This is a genomic window from Rhodococcoides navarretei (assembly GCF_038069675.1).
GTDB classification, from domain to species: Bacteria; Actinomycetota; Actinomycetes; order Mycobacteriales; family Mycobacteriaceae; genus Rhodococcoides; species Rhodococcoides navarretei.
Genome location: NZ_JBBPCN010000001.1, coordinates 2943209 through 2959326 on the forward strand (window position 1 = coordinate 2943209; position 16118 = coordinate 2959326).

A 16118-nucleotide genomic window follows, 5' to 3' on the forward strand; every position below is an offset into this window, starting at 1 on the left:
GATGTTCATGAAGACCATGCGCTCGGCATCCGCAGTTCTGGTTGCAGCCACCCTGATGCTCGTCGGGTGCAGCTCGCAGTCCGACCCGGGCACACCCGATGTGACCTCGGACGGCAACGCGGTCGGAGGCGAGATCACCGTCTTCGCCGCGGCATCGCTTCGCGCGACGTTCACCGATCTCGGTGCTCGATTCGAGGCCGAACACCCCGGCACGTCGGTGGAGTTCAGCTTCGCCGGCTCCTCCGATCTGGCCGCGCAGCTGATCTCCGGTGCTCCGGCCGACGTCTTCGCCTCGGCAGATACGAAGAACATGACCGAGACGGTCGACGAGGGCCTGGTCGCGGGAGAACCGGTCGACTTCGCCTCCAACACGCTGACCGTCGTCACCGCCCCCGGAAACCCGTTCGGCATCACATCCTTCGCCGACCTGGCGAACCCCGACGTCCTCACCGTGATCTGCGCACCCCAGGTGCCGTGCGGCGCGGCGACGGCAACCGTCGAGGCAGCGACGGGTAGGACGATTCCGGCGGTGAGCGAGGAATCCTCGGTCACCGACGTGCTGGGCAAGGTCACCTCGGGGCAGGCCGATGCCGGACTGGTCTACGTCACCGATGCTTCCGGGGCAGGCGCAGCCGTGACCACGGTGCCCTTCGAGGAGTCCAGTGAGGCCGTCAACATCTACCCGATCGCGACGTTGAGCGGTTCCGGCAACCCGGACACAGCGCGAGCATTCACCGAGTTCGTCGCCGGACCCGTCGGGCGAGATGTGCTCGGTCGAGCCGGCTTCGCGGCACCGTGACCGCTCGAGCCGCCGACGGCGGGCGGTCCACCGCAGGGCACCGTCCGACCGTCGGAGTACCGGTGTGGATATTCGCACCGGCTGCTGTGGGAGCACTCGTCGTCGTTCTGCCGCTGGCCGCGATGTTCACCCGAATCGACTGGTCGAACTTTCTCGAACTCGTCACCTCCGAATCGGCGGTTGCAGCACTGATTCTCAGCCTGAAGACGGCGACGACCAGTACCGCTGTGTGCGTGCTTCTGGGCGTGCCGATGGCCATCGTGCTCTCGCGCAGCTCGATTCGTGGCCTCTCGATCCTTCGCTCCCTCGTCGTACTGCCCCTGGTTCTGCCACCGGTGGTCGGCGGCATCGCGCTGCTCTACACCTTCGGACGCCAAGGGCTGCTGGGCGAACATCTCGAGGCCTTCGGGATTCGGATCGCCTTCACCACCTCGGCCGTGGTGCTGGCGCAGGTCTTCGTGTCGCTTCCGTTTCTCGTCGTCAGCGTGGAGGGCGCGTTGCGCACGGCCGGTGACCGCTACGACGTGGTGGCTGCCACCCTGGGAGCCACACCGACGACCGTCCTACGGCGAGTCACCGTTCCGTTGATTCTTCCCGGGCTCATATCAGGAACCGTTCTCGCGTTCGCGCGCGCACTCGGAGAATTCGGAGCGACGCTGACTTTCGCAGGCTCCCTCGAAGGTGTGACCAGGACACTGCCTCTGGAAATCTATCTGCAGCGCGAGAGCGACCCCGATGCCGCAGTAGCGCTGTCGCTGGTGCTGATTCTCGTCGCGGCACTCGTCGTCGTGACCGCGCGCGGCACACGGTCGTCGGGAACGTTGTGAACTCACTCCACCTCCGGGCCACCCTCGGCAGTCGCGGCATCGATCTCGAACTGGATGTACTAGAGGGTGAGACGGTCGCCGTCCTCGGACCCAATGGGGCAGGCAAATCGACACTGCTGCAACTGATCTCGGGCGTCGTGGCACCCGACGCCGGTATCGTCCGACTCGGCGAGGACGTGTTGACCGACACCGCCTCGAACACCATAGTGCCGATTCACGCCCGAGGTGTCGCGACCCTCGCTCAGGAAGCTCTGCTGTTTCCTCACATGGACGCGCGCACGAACGTGGCTTTCGCACCACGCAGCACCGGCGCGAACCGCGCCACCGCGCGGGCCGTCGCCGATACCTGGCTGGGTGCGGTCGGAGCCTCCCACCTGGCAGATCGCCGCCCTGCGCAGCTGTCGGGCGGTCAGGCCCAACGTATCGCCATTGCGCGCGCTCTGGCGGCCGATCCACGACTGCTGTTGCTCGACGAACCGCTGGCGGCGCTGGATGTGGACACGGCACCGGGCATTCGGCGAGTGCTGCGCACAGTGTTGCGCGAGAGCGGCCGCACGGCCTTGATCGTGACCCACGATCTGCTCGACGTCGTTGCCCTCGCAGATTCCGTCGCGGTCATCGATGGTGGACGCGTCGTCGAGCGAGGGTCGGTCACCGAGGTCCTGACCGCCCCTCGCAGCGAATTCGGTGCCCGCATCGCCGGGGTGAACCTTATCTCGGGACGGGCGGTCGATGCCGAAAACTCGACGTCCCTGACCACGAACTGGGGAGTGACCGTCCATGGCTCCGGGCGGCACACCACCGGAACTTCAGTGGTGGCGGTGTTCTCCCCCGCCGCCGTCTCGGTACACCTGACTGCACCGCACGCCAGCCCCCGGAACGTGTTCGAGGTGGTGATCGAGGAGATGGAGGTACAGGGCTCCGGCATACGCGTCCGGTCACGTCCACAACCCGACGGCTCTCCCGGCATGGCCGCCGATATCACCCCTGCTGCAGTCTCGGATCTCGGGCTCGAACCCGGCCGCAGCGTGTTCTTCGTCGTCAAGAGCCGTGAGGTGGCATTGCACCCCGCATTGCCGTCGGCCGCCAGGAGCGATGGCTACCGGCGTAGTTGACGGTCGCTGCCGATGACCAACCACTTCCCGGACAGCACCCGGCCCGCGACCGCGAGCATCCGAAGGCCGACGAAGACGCCGAGGCCTGTCCAGATGCCGACCAGCCCCCAGTCGAAAACGAGCGCGCACCAGATGAACGGCAGAAAGCCCACTACGGCACACGCCAGGGTCGCGTTCCGCAGGAAAGCCGCGTCACCACTGCCGAGCAGCACTCCGTCCAACGCGAACACCACCCCCGCAATGGGAATGATCGCGACGAAGATCCACCAGATCGCATGCATCTCACCGATGACCGACGCGTCGGTGGTGAACAGCTGCGGGACAAACGATCGCCCTACTGCGAACACGCCGGCGAGGACGACCGCGAACACCGTCGACCACGCCGTCAATCGCCACGCAAGTGCGCGCGCGTCGTCGATCCTGCTTGCGCCCAGGGCAGCCCCGACCAGGGTCTGAGCGGCGATCGCCAACGAATCGAGCATCAACGACACCAGGTTCCACATGTGCAGAACCACCTGGTTCGCGGCAACCGAGGCCGCTCCGAACCTCGATGCAACCGCAGCGGCCGAGAGGAAGCAGGCTTGAAACGCGAGGCTGCGCACGATCAGGTCACGGCCCAGCACCAACTGCGCGCGCATCACCGACCAGCGCGGGCGCAGCTCGTCGCTCGCCCGCACTACCGCGAGGACGAACAACGCACCGGCAACGCCCTGCCCGATCACGTTCGCCACGGCAGATCCCACCAGCTCCAGACGCGGAAATCCGAGCAACCCATGGACCAGAAGCGGACACAACACCGCCGACACCCCGAAACCGAACACCACGAAACGCAGTGGCGTCACCGTGTTCTGGACACCGCGCATCCATCCGTTTCCGGCCAGCGACACCAGGATGAACGGCACACCCAGCAGAGCCACCCGCAGCCACGCGACGGCCTCGACGGCGATGTCGCCGCCGCCGGTCAGCACCGACACCACGGGCTCGGCGGCCAGCTGCATCACCGCGACGATGGCGAGCCCGATCGCGAAGGCCAACCAGGTTGCCTGCACACCCTCACCGACGGCATCGCGTTCCCGACCGGCACCGTGCATGCGGGCCGCTCGCGCGGTCGTTCCGTAGGACAGGAAGGTCAGCTGGGTGCTGACCTGGGCCAGCACGAGACCACCTATCGCCAGGCCTGCGAGGGCCAAGGCACCGAGCCTGCCGACCACGGCGGCGTCGAACAACAGGTAGAGGGGTTCGGCGGCGAGGACGCCGAGGGAGGGCAGCGACAGGCCGAGAATTCTTCGAGCGGTGACCGGAGTGGAACTCACGACGCCGAGAGGGCCCCGCGCAGCGCATCGATCACATCGGGCAGGTCGCCGTGTGCGGTGTAGCCGGCCGCATTACGGTGTCCGCCGCCGCCGAGTTCGCACGCCACCGCCGAGACGTCGACCTCGGTCTTCGAGCGCAGGGAGACCACCCAGACCGAGCCGAAGTCCTGTTGCTTGAGCACTGCGGCAACCTCGGCTTCGGACGTGGTGCGCACGATGTCGATCACGCTCTCGACCTCCTCCGACCGCAGTCCGGCCGAATCCTCGCTGCGAATGACGGCGTACACCAGCCCTCGCCCGTCGGCCGCGTCGGGAATCAACGTTGCCGAACCGAGGACGGACCCGAGCATCGGCAGCCAGTCGAACGGATGCGTGTCGAGGAGCTTGCGGGCGATGTGAGCGCCGTCGATCCCCGTGGCCAGCAATCTTTCGGCCAGCAGATGAGACCCCGGACGAACCCAGCGGAACGATCCGGTGTCGGTGACCAAGCCTGCGAACAGCAGGTGGGCCAGATCGGCATCGATCTCGACGCCCCACTGGTCGAGCAGTCGCGCGATCACGGCGGTGGTCGACTCCGCGGACGCATGCACCACGTTCACCGTCCCGAAGCGAGTGTTGCTGCGGTGGTGATCGATGACAAGGGTGGCCGACGCGGTATCGAGTCGGTCACCCAGTGAACCCAGCCGACCCCGACTGCCGGCGTCGACCGTGACCACCAGGTCGACGGTGTCGGTGACCTTGTCGGCGTCGACCAGAAGGTGCCTACCGGGCAACTCGTCCATGGACTCGGGCAAAGACGCCGGTGCTGCGAATGCCACCTGAACCGTCGCGCCGCGACGTTCGAGTACCGAACCGAGCGCAAGCCCACTCCCGATCGTGTCGGCGTCGGGCTGAACGTGGCACAGCACGGTCACCGAGGATGCACGTTCGAGCATCTCGATCGCCTGCGCCAAGCCCTGTACGGTCTCCGACTCTGTCCCCGAACCAACGGACATGTCAGTCGGCTTCGGCAGGCTCGACGTCTGCAGGAGTGGAGCCTGCGGAATGACCATCCAAGTCTGCGACTTCGCGTGGGGCCTTGTACGGGTCCGGGTCCCCGGCGGGCTTGGCGTTCGCTCGGGCGCGTGCCAGTTCCTCGTCGGCCACGCGTGCGCGTTCGAGAAGGTCTTCCATGTGGCGCGCGGTGTCGGGCACCGTGTCGGTCACGAACGTCAAGGTCGGTGTGTACCGCACACCCGTTCCGGCTCCGACTTTCGAGCGCAGCACACCCTTGGCCTTTTCCAGTCCCGCTGCGGCAGCCTGCAGATCCGGCGGAGTGTCGAGGTCTTCACCCATGACGGTGTAGTACACCGTGGCATCGTGCAGGTCGGCGGTCACCTTGGTGTCGGTGATGGTCACGAAGGCCAGCCGCGGATCCTTGATCTCGTGATCGATCGCCGTCGCAACGATGGCGGCGATTCGCTTGGACAACTTACGAGCCCTGGCCTGGTCCACCACGACAATCACACTCCTCTTTCATGGCCGATGCCCGATCTGATCCGACGCATCGGCGGTTGTGCACGTCACATCCGCCGACAGTGCTCGGCGGATCTTCCGGATCAATCCTCGGGTCCGAAGATTCTCCGGCGTACTGCCAACAGTTCCAGATCGTGGCGTTCGGCGACGTGCCGTTCGCACTCGTCCAGCTTGTCGTGCAGCAGGTCTACATCGGTACCGGCCGCGGCAACCCCCAACAGGGACCGCCGAATACGTTCTCGCTCACCGGTTTCGGCGGCCGAGACTCCCATCCTGTGCAAATCACCGAGCACCGGTTCCATCATCGACCGTTTCTCGGCGAGCGAACGTACATCCCCCAACAACACGTCCAACTCCAGAGCACCCAGATACACGCTGACGTCCTTCGATCAGCTTCGACGACAAAGCCGGTGGCGGTACATCTGTCGTACCACCACCGGCTCGAAAGTCGGAGCGCAGTGTCACTCCCCTGGCTTCACCACCGAGCCGACGCGACCGGATGCGGAGCCGAACGGCTCCGCATCTGTTCTAGTCGCGCGGCTTTTCACGGAGTTCGTACGCCTCGATGACATCGCCCACCTTGATGTCGGAGTACGTCACCGTCAAACCACACTCGTAACCTTCACGGACCTCCGTCGCGTCGTCCTTCTCACGGCGGAGCGAGGAGATCGTGACGGTTTCCGCAACGACAGCGCTGTCTCGAATGAGTCGCGCCTTCGCGTTGCGACGGATCGTACCGGAGGTGACGAGGCAACCGGCGATGTTTCCGACCTTGGAGGAACGGAACAGCGCGCGGATTTCGGCCTGCCCGAGGGCGACCTCCTCGTACACCGGCTTGAGCATGCCCTTGAGGGCCTTCTCGATCTCGTCGATCGCCTGGTAGATCACCGAGTAGTACCGGATGTCGACGCCTTCGCGGTTGGCCAGCTCGGTGGCCTTGCCCTCCGCTCGAACGTTGAACCCGATGATGATCGCGTTGGATGCCGACGCCAGGTTGACGTTGGTCTCCGTGACACCACCGACACCGCGGTCGATGACGCGCAACTCCACCTCGTCGTCGATCTCGATACCGAGCAGCGCCTCTTCGAGCGCTTCCACGGTTCCCGAGTTGTCGCCCTTGAGGATCAAGTTGAGCTGCGAAGTCTCCTTCAGAGCTGCATCGAGATCGTCGAGGCTGATGCGCTTGCGGCTCTTGGCCGCCAGAGCATTGCGCTTGCGCGCATTGCGACGGTCGGCGATCTGACGGGCGATCCGGTCCTCGTCGACGACCAACAGGTTGTCGCCTGCACCGGGCACCGACGTGAAGCCGATGACCTGGACGGGGCGCGACGGCATTGCCTCGGTGACGTCGTCACCGTGCTCGTCGACCATTCGCCGGACGCGTCCGTATGCGTCGCCGGCGACGATCGAGTCACCGACGCGCAGGGTTCCGCGAGCGATGAGCACGGTCGCGACGGGGCCACGTCCACGGTCGAGGTGCGCCTCGATGGCGACACCCTGGGCTTCCATGTCCGGGTTCGCTCGCAGATCGAGCGATGCGTCGGCCGTCAGCAGTACCGCTTCGAGGAGGGCATCGATGTTGGTGCCCTGCTTGGCGGAGATGTCGACGAACATCGTCTCGCCGCCGTATTCCTCGGCGACCAGACCGTATTCGGTCAGCTGCTGCCGGATCTTGTCCGGGTTCGCGCCTTCCTTGTCGATCTTGTTCACCGCGACGACCATCGGAACGTCGGCCGCCTGAGCGTGATTGATGGCCTCCACCGTCTGCGGCATGACACCGTCGTCGGCCGCGACCACGAGAATCGCGAGGTCGGTGGCCTTGGCACCGCGGGCACGCATGGCCGTGAAGGCCTCGTGACCGGGGGTGTCGATGAACGTCACGAGGCGTTCGTTGCCCTCGAGCTCGGTCAGCACCTGGTACGCACCGATGTGCTGCGTGATTCCGCCTGCCTCGCCTTCGCGCACCGTGGTGTTACGAATCGAGTCGAGCAGTCGCGTCTTACCGTGATCGACGTGGCCCATGACGGTGACCACCGGGGGACGCTGTTCCAGATCTTCTTCGCCGCCGGCGTCCTCGCCGTAGGTGAGGTCGAACGAATCGAGCAGCTCACGATCTTCGTCCTCGGGGCTGACGACCTGGACGACGTAGTTCATCTCGCCGCCGAGAAGCTCCAGCGTCTCGTCGTTGACGGACTGGGTCGCGGTGACCATCTCGCCGAGGTTGAACAGGGCCTGCACGAGAGCGGCCGGATTCGCGTCGATCTTGTCCGCGAAGTCCGACAGCGATGCTCCGCGGGCGAGACGGATGGTCTCACCGTTACCGCGGGGCAGCCTGACGCCGCCGACTGCGGGAGCCTGCATGCTCTCGTACTCGGCGCGTTTTGCCCGCTTCGACTTGCGACCACGACGAACTGCTCCGCCGGGACGACCGAATGCACCTGCGGCTGCGCCGCGCTGACCGGGGCGTCCACCGCCGCCGGGACGGCCACGGAAACCACCTGCGGGAGCGCCGCCTGCGGGGGCACCGCCGGGAGCACCGGGGGCGCCACCACCGCGATAGCCACCGCCACCGCCGCCACCCGGACGTCCGCCGGGAGCGCCGCCGGGACGACCCGGCCGACCTGCAGCGGGACCTGGACGTGCCGAACGGGTCGGCATCGCACCCGGGTTGGGGCGAGGAGGCATCGAGCCGGGGCTCGGACGAGGTCCGGCCTGACCCGGTGCGGGACGAGGCCCACCCTGCCCGGGTGCCGGGCGACTGCCGCCGGACGGTGCGGCGGGGCGAGGCCCACCCTGCCCGGGAGCGGGGCGTCCGCCTGCGGGGCGTGGCGCACCGGGAGCGGGCCGGGGAGCCGGTCGTTCCACGGGTGCCGAGGAGTACGGGTTGTTGCCCACGCGCGGTGCCTTGGGACCGGGCTTGGGGCCGGGACCTGCGGGCTTGGGAGCTGCCGGGGCCGGAGCGGCGTCGCTGCTGGTGGCCGACGCGGCCGGAGCCTGCTCGACCGGAGCAGCGGGCGCTGCGGGCGCGGGCGTGGGAGCTGCCGGGGCCGGAGCCGGAGCGGCAGCGGGAGTTGCGGGTGCAGCCTCCGCGGGAGCTTGCGCTGCGGGTGCTTCCGGCTCTGCCGGACGGGGGGCCGGCTTGGGGCCGGGACGGGGTCCGCCCGGTTTCGCTGCACTCGGCTTCGCGGTGCTGCCTGCAGCGCGATCGGCCGCTGCGCGGCCGTTCGGTGCAGATGCGGTCGCCGCCGGTGCGTCGGCGTTGTCGGACGGGAAGGATTCACGCAGTCGACGGGCCACGGGGGCTTCGACTGTGGATGATGCGGACTTGACGAACTCGCCTTGCTCTTTGAGCCGTGCGAGTAGTTCCTTACTGGTGACACCGAGTTCTTTAGCCAACTCGTGCACGCGGGCCTTGCCTGCCACTGCTCTCCTCACTGAGAGGCCGAGCGAGGCTTGGTGCCCGCACGACCTCGGGTTATCTCCGATGGACGTTCATCGTTGGTGCTTCACGGTGTGCTCATCAGTGCTGTTGCCTGTTCTTGTCGACGGGTGTTGCTCTTGTCGTGACCTCGGCCTGCAGCTTCTCGTACTCGTCGAGCACGACTGCCACTGCGGACGATTCCACATTTCCCGATATCCGAAACGCACGACCGAAGACTCGGCGTCGTTCCGCATTGTGCAGGCACTCTCGGCTGTAGTGCAACCACGCACCACGGCCGGACATCGAATGCCGGACGTCGGGGACGAGAGCGAATTCGTGCGAACCAGCTTCTCGAACCACGATCCTCAACAGATCGGTGGCCGGCACTCGCTCCCTGCACCCGACGCATGTGCGAATCGGCCGGCTTGTCACTACCGGATTCTCGCGTTCATACCCCTGGGCGGAGAGGTCGTTACCGAACCATCGACCACTCTACCGCTGTATTGCCTCGAACTCCGCATTCCGGCCCTACGCGCTGGTCGTCTCGGGTGCCGCCGCATCGCTGCGGATGTCGATACGCCAACCGGTCAATCGAGCGGCCAGTCGCGCGTTCTGCCCTTCCTTGCCGATTGCCAAGGAGAGCTGGTACTCGGGAACCACGACACGGGCCGCCCGTGCAACGGCGTCGACCACCGTCACCGAGACAACCTTCGAGGGCGAGAGAGCATTCCCGACGAACGTGGCCGGGTCCTCGTCGAAGTCGATGATGTCGATCTTCTCGCCCGCCAGTTCGCTCATCACGTTGCGCACGCGCTGACCCATCGGTCCGATGCAGGCGCCCTTGGCGTTGAGACCGGACACGGTGGACGCGACGGCGATCTTCGAGCGGTGCCCCGACTCGCGGGCCACTGCCACGATGTCGACCGAACCGTCGGCGATCTCGGGCACCTCGAGGGCGAACAGCTTGCGTACCAGATTCGGATGGGTGCGCGAGAGGGTGATCTGCGGGCCGCGATTGCCCCGGGCGACTCCGACGACGTAGCACTTGATGCGCTCGCCGTGCTCGTAACTTTCGCCCGGCACCTGCTCGGCGGGTGGGAGGAGGCCGTCGGCACCGTTGGCGTCACTGCCGATGCGGACGATGACCGTGCCCTTGGCGTTGGCGCGCGTGTCGCGCTGAATGACACCGTTGACGATCTCACCCTCGTGCGTGGAGTACTCGCCGAACGAACGCTCGTGCTCGGCGTCGCGTAGGCGTTGCAGAATGACCTGGCGCGCCGTGGTCGCCGCGATGCGTCCGAAGCCCTCGGGGGTGTCGTCCCACTCGGAGATCAGATTGCCGTCGGCGTCGAGCTCCTTGGCCATCACCCGAACGGATCCGGTCTTGCGATCGACGTCGATCCACGCGTTGGACTGGTGCCCTTCGGTGTGCCGGTAGGCCGTCAGCAATGCGGTCTGAATCGTCGAGATCACCATCTCGATCGGAATTCCCTTGTCCGCCTCGATGGCACGCAATGCGGCAATGTCGATATTCACTTGTCCGACCCTTCTTCCGGTGCTTCCACATCCACGATCTCATCGGTGTTCGCGGGCGACGGCCGACTGCCGACCACACCACCCGCCAGGTCCATCTCCTCAGCGCTGGGACGCGAGAACTCAACCTGCACAACAGCTTTCACAACATCGGCAAGCGCGACCGACCGCGTCGACAGAATGCCTTTCTCCTTGACCACCACGGTGACCGAATCGCCGTCGAGGACACCGACGCGACCGTCGAACTTGCCGTCGGCGAGTTCGACACGCACCTTGCGCCCGCGGGCCCGACGCCAATGCCGTGCCTCGGTCAGCGGGCGATCGATTCCGGGGGTGGTGACTTCCAACGTGTAGGGCGCTTCCCCGAAATCCGTCACGGCATCGAAGGCATCCGAGATCTCGCGGCTCAGTTCCGGGAGCGCGTCGAGGTCGATTCCCTCTTCGCGATCGACCATGATGCGCACTGCACTGTGCTTTCCTGCGGCGACCACGTTCACGTCCTCGAGGTCGTAACCCCGATCTCGAACGAGGTCGGCGAGCAGTTCGACAACCCTTTCCTTGGACGGAACAGGCATGTCGCGAACTCCTCGTGTGTAGTTGTGGGCGACCCGGCGTAGGGCAGCCGGACTGCGTTTGGTGAACCAACAGCCTACCGCCCCGCAGACAGTGCTCGTGACCACGATCGGCCGACGCGACACACGGGCACGGCGAGTGCAAGCGCTGCGGTCTGGCACGATATCGGAGTGCCAACGCCGACCGTCCCCTTCGCGCTCAGTCGCCGTGGGCTGTTCCGACTCGCCGGTGTGGCCGCTCTGTCCGCGGCCACCGTGTCGAGTGTTGCGGCCTGTGGCCAGGAGACGATCTCGGGTCCTGCCCTCGATACCCTGACCGCGCAGTTGCGCGCTGCCCGCGCGGATGCGGCGGATGCCACCGCGGCAGCGACGGTGATCGCCGATTACGCAGCCGCACTGGGGATCGTTGCGGCGCAACGGACCGAGCACGCCGATGCGCTCGAAACCGAGATCGCCCGCGCCACCGGTGCCTCGACCGGTACGTCCACTACTGCGAGCACCACAACGCCCGCTCCCACGACGCCGCCGCCCGATCTCGCGGCCGTGCGGGAGATGTTGACCTCCTCTGCCGGCAGCGCAGCGAATGCGGCTCGTAACGAAAGCGGTTACCGGGCCGGCCTTCTCGGTTCGATCAGCGCTTCGTGCACGGTCTCGGCCCTGGTGGTGCTGGCATGAGCGATCTCGGTCCGGAACAGCAAGGCCTCGTCGATGCACTCCACGCCGAGTATGCGGCGGTGTTCGCCTACGGCGTCGTGGCGGCGTTCTCCAACCCCACGCGCGCCGAGGTGGTGGCGTCGAACACCGCTGCCCATCGCGCGCGTCGAGATTCGACGATCGACGCCCTTCAGGCGGCGAGCGTTTCTGTTCCGCTGCCCGATCCGGCGTATGCGTCCCCGTTTCCCGTGACCGACGCGATCTCGGCTGCGCAGTTGGCCGCGCAGGCCGAGATCGACACGAGTATCGCGTGGCGTTCGCTGATCGAACGCAGCCAGTCCGGAGCCACTCGCGAGATGGGGGTGCAGGCACTGACCGACGCCGCGGTTCGCCTCGCGACGTGGCAGCAGATTCTGGGCGTCAGTCCGTCGTCGACGGCATTTCCCGGCCAACCGTGAGCGCTTCCACCGGTCCGACGGAACGGCCCGGCATGAACAGCGCCGCCACCAGTCCGATCGCCACTGCCCCTGCGCCGACGAGCAGAGCGGGCGCCAAGGCGTCGGTGTAACCGGTGGGCGTCAGTGATCCACCGGCCCCGATGAACACCGCTGTCAGTACTGCGATGCCGAGTGCGATACCCACCTCTCGCACAGTGGAGTTCGCACTGCTCGCGGTGGCGTGATCGTCGTCCTTCATGTCCCGCAGCACTGCGGTGGCGGACGGAGCGAACGTCAGTCCCATGCCCACTCCGGCCATCAGCAGCGCCGGGACCATCGACGGATACTCGGTGTCGGGGCCCAGAATCAGCGCCATCCACACGAGCGAGACCGACTGCAGCGACAAGCCGGCGACCAACAGTCCACGCAGCCCGACGCGCTCGGCGAGCACACCTGCGATCGGTGCGACCACCATCGGTGCCGCAGTCCACGGCAACGTGCGTAGGCCTGCCTGGAACGGCGTGTAGTTCATCACGATCTGAAGGTATTGCGCGAGGAGGAAGACAGCCCCGAACATGCCGAGCGAGAACGTGATTCCGATGATGTTGGCGATGGTGAAGCTGCGCGAACGAAAGAGTGCAAGCGGCAATACCGAGTGCCTGGTGCGCGAGGCACGCAGAACGAAGGCGACGAGCAGCACCGCCGAGCCGATGAAGCCGGCGAGCACCGTGGCCGACGCCCACCCGTCGTCGTTGCCGTGGACCACCGCCCACACCAGAAGGAAGACACCGCCGCCTGCGAGGACCACGCCGGGCAGATCGAGCGGTTGGATGCGGCCTGCCGTTTCCTTCAGCGCGACGTACGCCAACGGAACTGCGACGAGGGCCACCGGAACGTTGATCCAGAAGATCGCCTGCCAGGAAATTCCGTCGACGACGGCTCCGCCGACCACCGGCCCCAGCGCGACGCCGAGTCCGGAGACTCCACCCCAGATCCCGATTGCCATCGCGCGCTTGCCCACCGGCACCACCGCGGCGAGCAGCGCAAGGGACAACGGCATGATCGCGGCGGCACCGATTCCTTGCACGGCCCGCGCCGCGATGAGCATCCCTGGGCTCGCAGCGAGCGCGCTGGCCACCGAGGCGGCAGTGAAAACGGTGATCCCGCCGAGGAACACCGTGCGTCTACCCCATCTGTCGCCGAGCGTCGCCGCTGTGAGCATGAACGTGGCGAAGCTCAGGGTGTAGGCGTTGAGGAACCACTGCAGCTGGCCGACCGACGCGTTCAGATCCTGCTGAATGACCGGTAGCGCGCTGGTCATCACCAGATTGTCGAGTGTTGCCATGAACATCGGCAGGGATGCCGCGAGGATGCCGAGCCACACGGGAACGTTCCGATTGGCGGGCTGCACTGCAGGTGGAGAGGCTGTAGCGGTCATTGTGGTCGTCCCGTCTCGGGCCTGTAAGCATCGAATGATTACTTATTCGAGCACCGTAAGTTATCGACTGATAACCTGTCAACATGTCCGACACGTCAGCACCCAAGCCCAGAGCCACCCGGATGGATGCGGCCGACCGCCGAGAGCTCGTCCTCGACGCGGCAATGCGCGCGTTCGCACGCGGGGGCTACGCGGGCACCAGTACCGATGCGGTCGCGAAGGAAGCAGGGGTCTCTCAGCCGTACGTGGTCCGCATGTTCGGCACCAAGGTCGAATTGTTTCGCCTGGTGTTCCAACGCTCCATCGACGGCATCATGGCTGCGTTCGATGCCGTGCTGGCGGCGGGCCCGCTCGATCCCGAGGACGACAGCACATGGGCGAATCTCGGCTCTGCCTACGCGGATCTGGTGGCCGATCGCGACCTGCTGATGGTCATGATGCACGGATTCGGCGCAGGCGCGGTGCCCGAGATCGGCCGCCAGGCACGAGAAGGAATGGGCGCGATCTACAGCCAGATCCGCAACGGAACCGAGTGTTCGGAAGATCAGGCTCGACAGTTCATCGCGCACGGAATGCTGCTCAACGTCTTGATATCGATGCAGGCACCGGAGCATCCGGAGGACAGCGCCGGACTGCACGAGATGACGATGTGCGCGTTCGGAACCACGCTCGTTCCAGCCGATTCCGGACAGCTGTGACGACTAGGGACGCATCTCGTACCGACCGTCGTACGTGACGACCTCGTCCCAGACCGTCTCGAAACGGCCCTCATCGACCACCGGCTTACGAATGGCATCGAGCGCCCATTGTTGTTGCGCCCCTGTCGACGACGGCTTTCCGTACAGCGCGACGGCATAACCCGAGAAGTCCCTGATCTGGAAATCGAAGATCTGGTCCATCATCTCGGTCGAGATCTCGTCGGCCTGCTCGAGCAGGAGGTGACCGTAGACGACGAGCGAGAACAGGTGACCCACCACGAGCAGGAAGTCGAGGTCCTTCTGCTGCGCTTCGTCGGGCGCGCACTCGGCGAGAAATGTCCTGAACGCCTGCGCCTGCTCGTAGAACCGTCCGACGTTGGGTATGCCGGAATGCTTCTGATACACCGGATTCCAGTCGTGGAAGCGCACCGAGCTCGCACCTCTGGCCGGGCCTTGAGCGAAGAAGAAACTGTCGTCCACCGGCTCGGTCCGAGTGCCGACGTCGGGGTAGTCGGTAGGCGAGAACATGTACGCAGGCATGAACTTGAGCATGAGTGCAACGTTGACGTGCACGGTGCCCTCGAGCTTGGGAAGCGTTCCGATCAACTGGGCGGCCTCGCGGAAGTAGGTGTTCTTCTCGTACCCCTTGGCTGCGATGACGTCGTGCAACAGCCGGACGACGGTTTCACCCTCCGAGGTGACCTTGGCCTTGGTCATCGGATTGAACAGCAGGTAGCGCCGGTCCTCTGGTCCGGCAGCGCGGAAGTAGTCCACCGCCCGGGCGCTGAAGAGCTTCATCGCGATCAGGCGCGAGTAACCGTCGACGAATGCGCTACGCACGTGCGGAAAGTCGGTGACGCGATTTCCGTAGAGGATCCTGTTGTTGGCGTGCGTGATCGCCTCGTAGAACGCGTGCTCGCAGATCCCGATCGAACCGGTACAGAGATTGAACTTGCCGACGTTGACCGTGTTCAGTGCCGCCGAGAAAGCATCGGCCCCGGTGTGCAGGATGTCCTGCTTGCGGACGGGGTAGTTCTCGAGCGAGAACGTGCTGACGTACATCTGACCGTGCACGACGCTGTCGCGGAGTCGATAGGCCGGGTGCCCACTGTCGGCCACGAAGAAGACGTACGAATCGGGCCCCTCGATGTCGGTGCGTCGACCGAACACCGACACCATGCCGGCCACGTTGCCGTTTCCGATGTAGTACTTCTCCCCCGACGCAGTGAACTCGACGTCCGCGTCATCGGTCGAAGGCGTCAACAGCATGTCGGTGGAGTACACGTCGGCACCGTGCGCCCGCTCGGACAGGCCGAAGGCCATCACTCCGCCGCGGTTCAGTTCGGTCGCTGCGCGCCGCTTGGCGTCGTCGTTGGCGCTCATCCAGATCGGGCCGAGACCGAGGACCGTGACCTGCCAGGTGTACCAGTACGCCAGACCGTAGAACCCGAGAATCTCGCTGAGCGCGGCATTGCGTGCAGCGTCCCACCGCGTGTTCGGCACACCATCAGCGAAGGCGGCGGGCGTGGAGAACGTTGCGAACAACTTCTGCTCGGCGACGAATTCGAGGAAGTCGGCGGGCCAGACGCTGTCGAGGTCGTCCGCCAAGAGCCTGCCTTTGCCGCGACTCTCGAACCACTCGATCAATGCACGCAGTTGCCGGCGAGATTCCTCGTCGAGCTCGGCGGGATCGAACGTTGTCGGATCGAACAGCGCATACTGAGCCACGGTGTGACCTCTCCTAGTCGTTGACCCGAAGCTACCAGCGGGTACACGACCGCGCAGAGAGATCGCCG

At 65.9% G+C, this 16118-nt stretch carries 16 protein-coding genes; 6 read left to right on the forward strand and 10 right to left on the reverse strand.

Features of this window, described 5'->3' with window-relative positions:
- The first annotated feature begins 7 nt into the window (after positions 1–7).
- The 3 genes from modA to AABD04_RS13835 are packed head-to-tail and all read left to right on the forward strand — an operon-like array spanning position 8 to position 2741.
- A complete protein-coding gene (gene modA / locus AABD04_RS13825; RefSeq protein ID WP_423228148.1) occupies positions 8–799 on the forward strand; it encodes a molybdate ABC transporter substrate-binding protein in 792 nt (263 codons plus the stop codon).
- Positions 796–1626: an ABC transporter permease gene (locus AABD04_RS13830; RefSeq protein WP_243593316.1), complete on the forward strand. Its 831-nt coding sequence runs from the start codon at positions 796–798 to the stop codon at positions 1624–1626. The genes modA and AABD04_RS13830 overlap by 4 nt, the downstream gene beginning before the upstream one ends.
- Positions 1623–2741, forward strand: coding sequence for a sulfate/molybdate ABC transporter ATP-binding protein (locus AABD04_RS13835; protein ID WP_341441532.1), 1119 nt, complete (start codon positions 1623–1625; stop codon positions 2739–2741). Before AABD04_RS13830 ends, AABD04_RS13835 begins: the two co-directional genes overlap by 4 nt.
- Here the strand turns inward: AABD04_RS13835 and AABD04_RS13840 are convergent.
- From AABD04_RS13840 to rimP, 8 genes are all read right to left on the reverse strand, one after another.
- The gene (locus AABD04_RS13840) at positions 2726–4054 is read right to left on the reverse strand and encodes an MATE family efflux transporter (protein WP_341441533.1); all 1329 of its coding nucleotides are present in this window, start codon (positions 4052–4054) and stop codon (positions 2726–2728) included. The two genes, AABD04_RS13835 and AABD04_RS13840, sit on opposite strands and share 16 nt — an antisense overlap.
- The gene (locus AABD04_RS13845; protein ID WP_243593319.1) at positions 4051–5049 is read right to left on the reverse strand and encodes a DHH family phosphoesterase; all 999 of its coding nucleotides are present in this window, start codon (positions 5047–5049) and stop codon (positions 4051–4053) included. Before AABD04_RS13845 ends, AABD04_RS13840 begins: the two co-directional genes overlap by 4 nt.
- A gap of 1 nt (position 5050) precedes the next feature.
- Positions 5051–5551 carry a 30S ribosome-binding factor RbfA gene (gene rbfA, locus AABD04_RS13850; protein WP_052058494.1) on the reverse strand — a complete coding sequence of 167 codons (501 nt, stop codon included), beginning with the start codon at positions 5549–5551 and terminating at the stop codon, positions 5051–5053.
- A gap of 101 nt (positions 5552–5652) precedes the next feature.
- Positions 5653–5943, reverse strand: a complete 291-nt coding sequence (locus tag AABD04_RS13855) for a DUF503 domain-containing protein (protein ID WP_243593320.1) — start codon at positions 5941–5943, stop codon at positions 5653–5655.
- A gap of 154 nt (positions 5944–6097) precedes the next feature.
- On the reverse strand, positions 6098–8992 hold the full coding sequence (infB, locus tag AABD04_RS13860; RefSeq protein WP_341441534.1) for a translation initiation factor IF-2: 2895 nt from the start codon (positions 8990–8992) through the stop codon (positions 6098–6100).
- Positions 8993–9089: 97 nt separating this feature from the next.
- Positions 9090–9422 (reverse strand): YlxR family protein, encoded by a 333-nt coding sequence (locus AABD04_RS13865; protein WP_243593322.1) that lies wholly within the window; start codon positions 9420–9422, stop codon positions 9090–9092.
- Between the two features lie 96 nt (positions 9423–9518).
- Positions 9519–10526, reverse strand: a complete 1008-nt coding sequence (gene nusA, locus AABD04_RS13870) for a transcription termination factor NusA (protein ID WP_068050201.1) — start codon at positions 10524–10526, stop codon at positions 9519–9521.
- Positions 10523–11098 carry a ribosome maturation factor RimP gene (gene rimP / locus AABD04_RS13875; RefSeq protein ID WP_243593324.1) on the reverse strand — a complete coding sequence of 192 codons (576 nt, stop codon included), beginning with the start codon at positions 11096–11098 and terminating at the stop codon, positions 10523–10525. Before rimP ends, nusA begins: the two co-directional genes overlap by 4 nt.
- 168 nt (positions 11099–11266) lie before the next feature.
- On the opposite strand from rimP, the gene AABD04_RS13880 reads away from it, so the two are divergent.
- Both AABD04_RS13880 and AABD04_RS13885 read left to right on the forward strand, forming a co-directional pair.
- On the forward strand, positions 11267–11770 hold the full coding sequence (locus tag AABD04_RS13880; RefSeq protein ID WP_341441535.1) for a hypothetical protein: 504 nt from the start codon (positions 11267–11269) through the stop codon (positions 11768–11770).
- Positions 11767–12207 carry a ferritin-like domain-containing protein gene (locus AABD04_RS13885; RefSeq protein ID WP_243593326.1) on the forward strand — a complete coding sequence of 147 codons (441 nt, stop codon included), beginning with the start codon at positions 11767–11769 and terminating at the stop codon, positions 12205–12207. The genes AABD04_RS13880 and AABD04_RS13885 overlap by 4 nt, the downstream gene beginning before the upstream one ends.
- On the opposite strand, the gene AABD04_RS13890 is transcribed toward AABD04_RS13885, so the two are convergent.
- The gene (locus AABD04_RS13890; RefSeq protein WP_341441536.1) at positions 12170–13624 is read right to left on the reverse strand and encodes an MFS transporter; all 1455 of its coding nucleotides are present in this window, start codon (positions 13622–13624) and stop codon (positions 12170–12172) included. The genes AABD04_RS13885 and AABD04_RS13890 overlap by 38 nt on opposite strands.
- 83 nt (positions 13625–13707) lie before the next feature.
- Here AABD04_RS13890 and AABD04_RS13895 point away from each other — a divergent pair, with 83 nt between their 5' ends.
- On the forward strand, positions 13708–14322 hold the full coding sequence (locus AABD04_RS13895) for a TetR/AcrR family transcriptional regulator (RefSeq protein WP_341441537.1): 615 nt from the start codon (positions 13708–13710) through the stop codon (positions 14320–14322).
- 3 nt (positions 14323–14325) lie between these two features.
- Here the strand turns inward: AABD04_RS13895 and AABD04_RS13900 are convergent, their stop codons facing one another.
- A complete protein-coding gene (locus tag AABD04_RS13900; protein WP_341441538.1) occupies positions 14326–16050 on the reverse strand; it encodes an acyl-CoA dehydrogenase family protein in 1725 nt (574 codons plus the stop codon).
- Positions 16051–16118 lie beyond the last annotated feature (68 nt).